Genomic DNA, 5,405 nt, shown 5'->3' with positions numbered 1-5,405 from the left:
GGCTTGCTCGCGAAAGCGTTTTGCCAGTGGCCTCTTCGTCAACTGACACACCGCTTTCGCGAGCAAGCCCGCTCCCACAGGGGATTTGCGTTTACTTGGCCTTGGCGACGTGCCAGGCGCCGTCCATTTTGCCCTCACCGGTCATGTCACCAGCCTTCTTGTCCATGACGAAGGTGTACAGCGGTTTGCCCTCGTAAGCCCATTGCATCTTGCCGTCATCGCGCTTGATCACGGTCCAGTCGCCCATGGACTTGTCGCCGGCCGTAGCCATTAGCGGTGGCCAGTTCGCCGCACACTTGTCGTTGCACATGGACTTGCCCGCAGAGTCTTTGGCAAAGGTATACAGGGTCATGCCCTTGTGATCGGTAAACATGCCGTCCTTCTCCATCGCTGGCTCAGCAGCAAACGCCATGGTCGGTAAAGCAACGGCAGCAGCCATCAGCAGAGCTTTGAAAGAAGCAGTCATTTGAGTCATGGAAACCTTCTTTTGTGGTTGTCAGGATTCGGACTTAGAGCTTAGTCCAGGATCACGCCAACCGCCGGGCGACTAAAATACTGTCACACGACTGCAATAATTCCGTTATCTAATGCGGCGCAAGACAGTTAAATGACAAGAGGATTAAGGCATGGTTGGCAGGAGCATTCTGATCGTCGACGACGAAGCGCCCATTCGCGAAATGATCGCCGTTGCGTTGGAAATGGCCGGCTATGACTGCCTCGAGGCGGAGAACTCGCAGCAGGCACACGCCATCATCGTTGACCGCAAACCGGACCTGATCCTGCTCGACTGGATGCTGCCCGGCACCTCCGGCATCGAACTGGCCCGCCGCCTCAAGCGTGACGAGCTGACCGGGGACATCCCGATCATCATGCTCACCGCCAAGGGCGAAGAGGACAACAAGATTCAGGGTCTTGAAGTCGGCGCCGACGACTACATCACCAAACCGTTTTCTCCACGCGAACTGGTCGCACGCCTCAAGGCTGTGCTGCGCCGCGCCGGCCCGACCGATGGCGAAGCGCCAATCGAAGTCGGCGGCCTGCTGCTCGACCCGATCAGCCACCGCGTAACCATCGACGGCCGTCCGGCCGAGATGGGCCCGACCGAATACCGTCTGCTGCAATTCTTCATGACCCACCAGGAACGCGCCTACACGCGCGGGCAGTTGCTGGATCAGGTCTGGGGCGGCAACGTCTATGTTGAAGAGCGCACCGTCGACGTGCACATCCGCCGCCTGCGCAAGGCCCTCGGCGACGCCTACGAAAATCTGGTACAAACCGTGCGCGGCACCGGCTACCGGTTTTCCACCAAGGCCTGATCCGACCGCCAGACTCGCTGACAAGGACCGTATTTTCCGTGAATCAAAACTGGCATGGCACCCTGATTCGCCACATGCTGTTGCTGGTCACAGCGTGTCTGGTGATCGGCCTGATCACCGGCTACTACGGCTGGAGCCTCGCAGCAGGCCTGGGGATTTACCTGGCCTGGACGCTCAAGCAACTGCTGCGTCTGCACGAATGGCTGCGCCTGCACCAACCCGATGAAGCACCGCCCGACGGCTATGGCCTGTGGGGCGAGGTGTTCGACAGCATCTACCACCTGCAACGCCGCGATCAACGGGTACGCGGGCGCCTGCAAGCGGTGATCGACCGGGTGCAGGAGTCCACCGCCGCGCTCAAAGACGCGGTGATCATGCTCGACAGCGACGGCAACCTGGAATGGTGGAACCGCGCTGCCGAAACCCTGCTCGGCCTCAAGACCCCGCAAGACAGCGGCCAACCGGTAACCAACCTGGTACGGCATCCCCGCTTCAAGGAATACTTCGAGCAGGAAAGCTACGCCGAACCGCTGGAAATCCCTTCGCCGACCAATGATCGGGTGCGCATTCAGCTGTACCTTACGCGCTACGGCAACAACGAACACCTGATGCTGGTGCGCGACGTCACGCGCATCCATCAGCTGGAGCAGATGCGCAAAGACTTCATTGCCAACGTCTCCCACGAACTGCGCACGCCGCTGACGGTGATCTGTGGCTATCTGGAAACCCTGCTCGACAACGTCGAGGAAGTGAATCCGCGCTGGAGCCGCGCGCTGCAGCAGATGCAGCAACAGGGCGGGCGCATGCAGACGCTGCTCAACGACCTGCTGCTGTTAGCGAAACTGGAAGCCACCGATTACCCGTCGGACAACCAGCCAGTGCAGATCGACGCCCTGCTGCAGTCGATCAAGAGCGACGCCCAGCAGTTGTCCGGGCAGAAGAACCAGAAAATCACTCTCGAAGCCGATGCGCGCCTCCTGCTCAAGGGCAGCGAGGCGGAGCTGCGCAGTGCCTTCTCCAACCTGGTGTTCAACGCGGTGAAATACACCCCGGCCGAAGGCAATATCCGCATTCGCTGGTGGGGCGACGAGCAAGGTGCGCACCTGAGCGTGCAGGATTCCGGGATCGGCATCGACAGCAAGCACCTGCCGCGCCTGACCGAACGCTTCTACCGCGTCGATTCCAGCCGCAACTCCAACACCGGCGGCACCGGGCTGGGCCTGGCGATCGTCAAACACGTGTTGCTGCGCCATCGCGCGCGGATGGAGATCAGCAGCGTGCCCGGTCATGGCAGCACGTTCACCTGCCATTTCGCCCCGGCCCAGGTGGCCCAGGCACGGGCCATCAGCGCCGCCGAGTGATACCGGCCAGCACGCGCCACTAGGCAATCGCCATGTCAGCCGCTACATTGGCTGACTTGCGTCTGCCTTTCAGGCGCGATTTCTTCTCTCTTACGAATCACACGGAACCTGCAAAACTCCATCATGGACCCTTCCCCTGGCTTGTCCCTCGCTACGATATTCGCCGATTTCGGCATGATTCTTTTCGCTCTGATCCTGGTTTTGCTCAACGGCTTCTTCGTTGCGGCGGAATTCGCCATGGTCAAACTGCGCTCGACCCGGGTCGAGGCCATCGCCGACAAGAACGGCTGGCGCGGGCACATCCTGCGCACCGTACACAGTCAGCTCGATGCGTACCTCTCGGCGTGTCAGCTCGGTATCACCCTCGCCTCCCTCGGCCTCGGCTGGGTCGGTGAGCCGGCATTCGCGCACATTCTCGAACCGCTGCTGAGCGCGGTCGGCGTGCAGTCGCCGGAAGTGGTCAAAGGCATTTCGTTCTTTACCGCGTTCTTCATCATTTCCTACCTGCACATCGTGGTCGGTGAGCTGGCGCCCAAGTCGTGGGCGATCCGCAAACCGGAGCTGCTGTCGCTGTGGACGGCGGTGCCGCTGTACCTGTTCTACTGGGCGATGTACCCGGCGATCTACCTGCTCAATGCCAGCGCCAACGCGATTCTGCGGATCGCCGGCCAGGGCGAACCCGGCCCGCACCACGAACACCATTACAGCCGCGAAGAACTGAAACTGATCCTGCACTCCAGCCGTGGTCAGGACCCGAGCGACCAAGGCATGCGCGTGCTGGCCTCGGCGGTGGAGATGGGCGAACTGGAAGTGGTCGACTGGGCCAACTCCCGCGAAGACCTGATCACCCTGGAATTCAACGCGCCGCTGAAAGAAATCCTCGCGATGTTCCGTCGCCACAAGTTCAGCCGGTATCCGGTGTACGACAGCGAACGTCAGGAGTTCGTCGGCCTGCTGCACATCAAGGACCTGCTGCTGGAGCTGGCGGCGCTGGACCACATTCCGGAGTCGTTCAACCTGGCTGAACTGACCCGTCCACTGGAGCGCGTGTCGCGGCACATGCCGCTGTCGCAGCTGCTGGAGCAGTTCCGCAAGGGCGGCTCGCACTTCGCCGTGGTGGAAGAAGCCGACGGCAACATCATCGGCTACCTGACCATGGAAGACGTGCTGGAAGTGCTGGTCGGCGACATCCAGGACGAACACCGCAAGGCCGAGCGCGGGATCCTCGCGTATCAGCCGGGCAAGCTGCTGGTGCGTGGTGATACGCCGCTGTTCAAGGTTGAACGCCTGCTCGGAATCGACCTGGATCACATCGAAGCCGAAACCCTCGCCGGTCTGGTCTACGAGACCCTGAAACGAGTGCCGGAAGAGGAAGAAGTGCTGGAAGTCGAAGGCCTGCGGATCATCATCAAGAAGATGAAAGGGCCGAAGATTGTGCTGGCGAAGGTGTTGATGCTGGATTGATGGGTGTTTTGGGAGACGCTTCTGTGGTGAGGGGATTTATCCCCGATGGGTCGCGGAGCGGCCCTGTAATCTGCAATCGCGTAACTCCTGACTCAATGCCTTCAATGATTTTGGGACGGCTGCGCCGTCCATCGGGGATAAATCCCCTCACCACAAAAGCCCCTCCACAGCGGCCCCCTAACGCTTCTACTGTTTGCCCAACGCAAAGTTGGGCAACGCCCCCAGTGGCTGGTTGAACTGATACGGAATCGACACCAGCCCCTGCCCGGTATTGCGCTGCACCACAAAGTGCAGGTGCGGGCCGCTGCTATTGCCGGTATTGCCGGACAGCGCCAGCGGGCTGCCAACCGTCACCCGCTGCCCCTCGCGTACGCTCACCGAACCTTGCTTGAGATGCAGGTAAACACCCATCGTGCCGTCGTCGTGCAGCACCCGGACGAAATTGCCGGACGCATCATTGCCGCGCCCGCTCTGTGAATTTTCGGTTTTCACCACCACACCGGCCCGTGCGGCAATGATCGGCGTGCCAACTGGCATGGCGATGTCCATCGCATACCGGTTCTTCGGCCCGTAGTGGCTGTACTGGCCGTTGGCGCCCTGACTGAGACGGAACGGCCCGCCCCGCCACGGCAACGGATAGCGATAGCTCTGCGCAGCGCCTGCGGGGTCACCCAGCGAATACTGGAATTGCGGCGAATACACCAGCGGCTGACCCCGGCTGATCGCCGTCAGCAACGCCAACCGGGTATTGCTGCGCGCCGGCAGCACCCGGCGAATCGTCTGCGCCGGAGCGCCACGCACATTGCTCAGGCCGGTAAACGCCAGTGCAATCTCGACCGGCGCATACAGATCGTTGCGCACGAACACCACGTCGCTGCCCTTCTGTTTCTTGATGTCGAGGTACACCTGACGTTCGAGGTGCTCGACCATGCGGTCCTGAAACACGAACACCTGCGAGCCTTTGCTCGGCCGGTCGCTGTACGAGACCACTCCGTTGGCATCGGTGGATTTGTAGATGGTCATGGCCACAGTCGAGGTGGAGGCCAGGAAAAGACCACAGAAAAACAGCAGGCGCGCGAGCATGGGCAAAGAGTCTGTCGAAGGAAGGCCTGGAAATGAGCCTAGCAGCTGAGACAGACCAGGCTAGTCGACAGATGTTTCAAATTGGGCAGTCTGGAAAATGGACGTCGTCAGTGATGACCCCTTCGCGAGCAAGCCCGCTCCCACCTTGGAATGCATTTCAAAGGTGGGAGCGGGCTTGCTC

General features: G+C 60.9%; 5 protein-coding genes. 3 read left to right on the top strand and 2 right to left on the bottom strand.

Annotation, left to right across the window (positions count from 1 at the left end):
• Positions 1-91: 91 nt before the first annotated feature.
• Positions 92-475 (bottom strand): hypothetical protein, encoded by a 384-nt coding sequence (locus tag QMX91_RS28710; protein WP_027610374.1) that lies wholly within the window; start codon positions 473-475, stop codon positions 92-94.
• 151 nt (positions 476-626) lie between these two features.
• Between QMX91_RS28710 and phoB the strand changes: the two genes are divergently transcribed.
• The 3 genes from phoB (at position 627) to QMX91_RS28695 (ending at position 4,141) form a co-directional block, all read left to right on the top strand.
• Positions 627-1,316, top strand: a complete 690-nt coding sequence (phoB, locus tag QMX91_RS28705) for a phosphate regulon transcriptional regulator PhoB (RefSeq protein ID WP_003229608.1) — start codon at positions 627-629, stop codon at positions 1,314-1,316.
• A gap of 74 nt (positions 1,317-1,390) precedes the next feature.
• Positions 1,391-2,677: a phosphate regulon sensor histidine kinase PhoR gene (phoR, locus tag QMX91_RS28700; protein ID WP_246881625.1), complete on the top strand. Its 1,287-nt coding sequence runs from the start codon at positions 1,391-1,393 to the stop codon at positions 2,675-2,677.
• 123 nt (positions 2,678-2,800) lie between these two features.
• Complete coding sequence (locus QMX91_RS28695; RefSeq protein ID WP_003229612.1) at positions 2,801-4,141, top strand: hemolysin family protein; 1,341 nt, start codon at positions 2,801-2,803, stop codon at positions 4,139-4,141.
• Positions 4,142-4,327: 186 nt separating this feature from the next.
• On the opposite strand, the gene QMX91_RS28690 is transcribed toward QMX91_RS28695, so the two are convergent.
• The gene (locus tag QMX91_RS28690; protein WP_027610372.1) at positions 4,328-5,224 is read right to left on the bottom strand and encodes a M23 family metallopeptidase; all 897 of its coding nucleotides are present in this window, start codon (positions 5,222-5,224) and stop codon (positions 4,328-4,330) included.
• Between the last annotated feature and the right edge of the window lie 181 nt (positions 5,225-5,405).

It is taken from the genome of Pseudomonas sp. PS01299 (assembly GCF_029960145.1).
Classification (GTDB): Bacteria; Pseudomonadota; Gammaproteobacteria; order Pseudomonadales; family Pseudomonadaceae; genus Aquipseudomonas; species Aquipseudomonas putida_A.
The sequence above is the reverse complement of the archived record's forward strand: the minus strand, read 5'-3'. Positions and strand labels throughout refer to the sequence as shown.

What these genes read in the sequence shown, in the direction of transcription:
- QMX91_RS28710 (WP_027610374.1), bottom strand. Translation starts at nt 475, where the DNA reads ATGACTCAAATGACTGCTTCTTTCAAAGCTCTGCTGATGGCTGCTGCC.
- phoB (WP_003229608.1), top strand. Translation starts at nt 627, where the DNA reads ATGGTTGGCAGGAGCATTCTGATCGTCGACGACGAAGCGCCCATTCGC.
- phoR (WP_246881625.1), top strand. Translation starts at nt 1,391, where the DNA reads ATGCTGTTGCTGGTCACAGCGTGTCTGGTGATCGGCCTGATCACCGGC.
- QMX91_RS28695 (WP_003229612.1), top strand. Translation starts at nt 2,801, where the DNA reads ATGGACCCTTCCCCTGGCTTGTCCCTCGCTACGATATTCGCCGATTTC.
- QMX91_RS28690 (WP_027610372.1), bottom strand. Translation starts at nt 5,224, where the DNA reads ATGCTCGCGCGCCTGCTGTTTTTCTGTGGTCTTTTCCTGGCCTCCACC.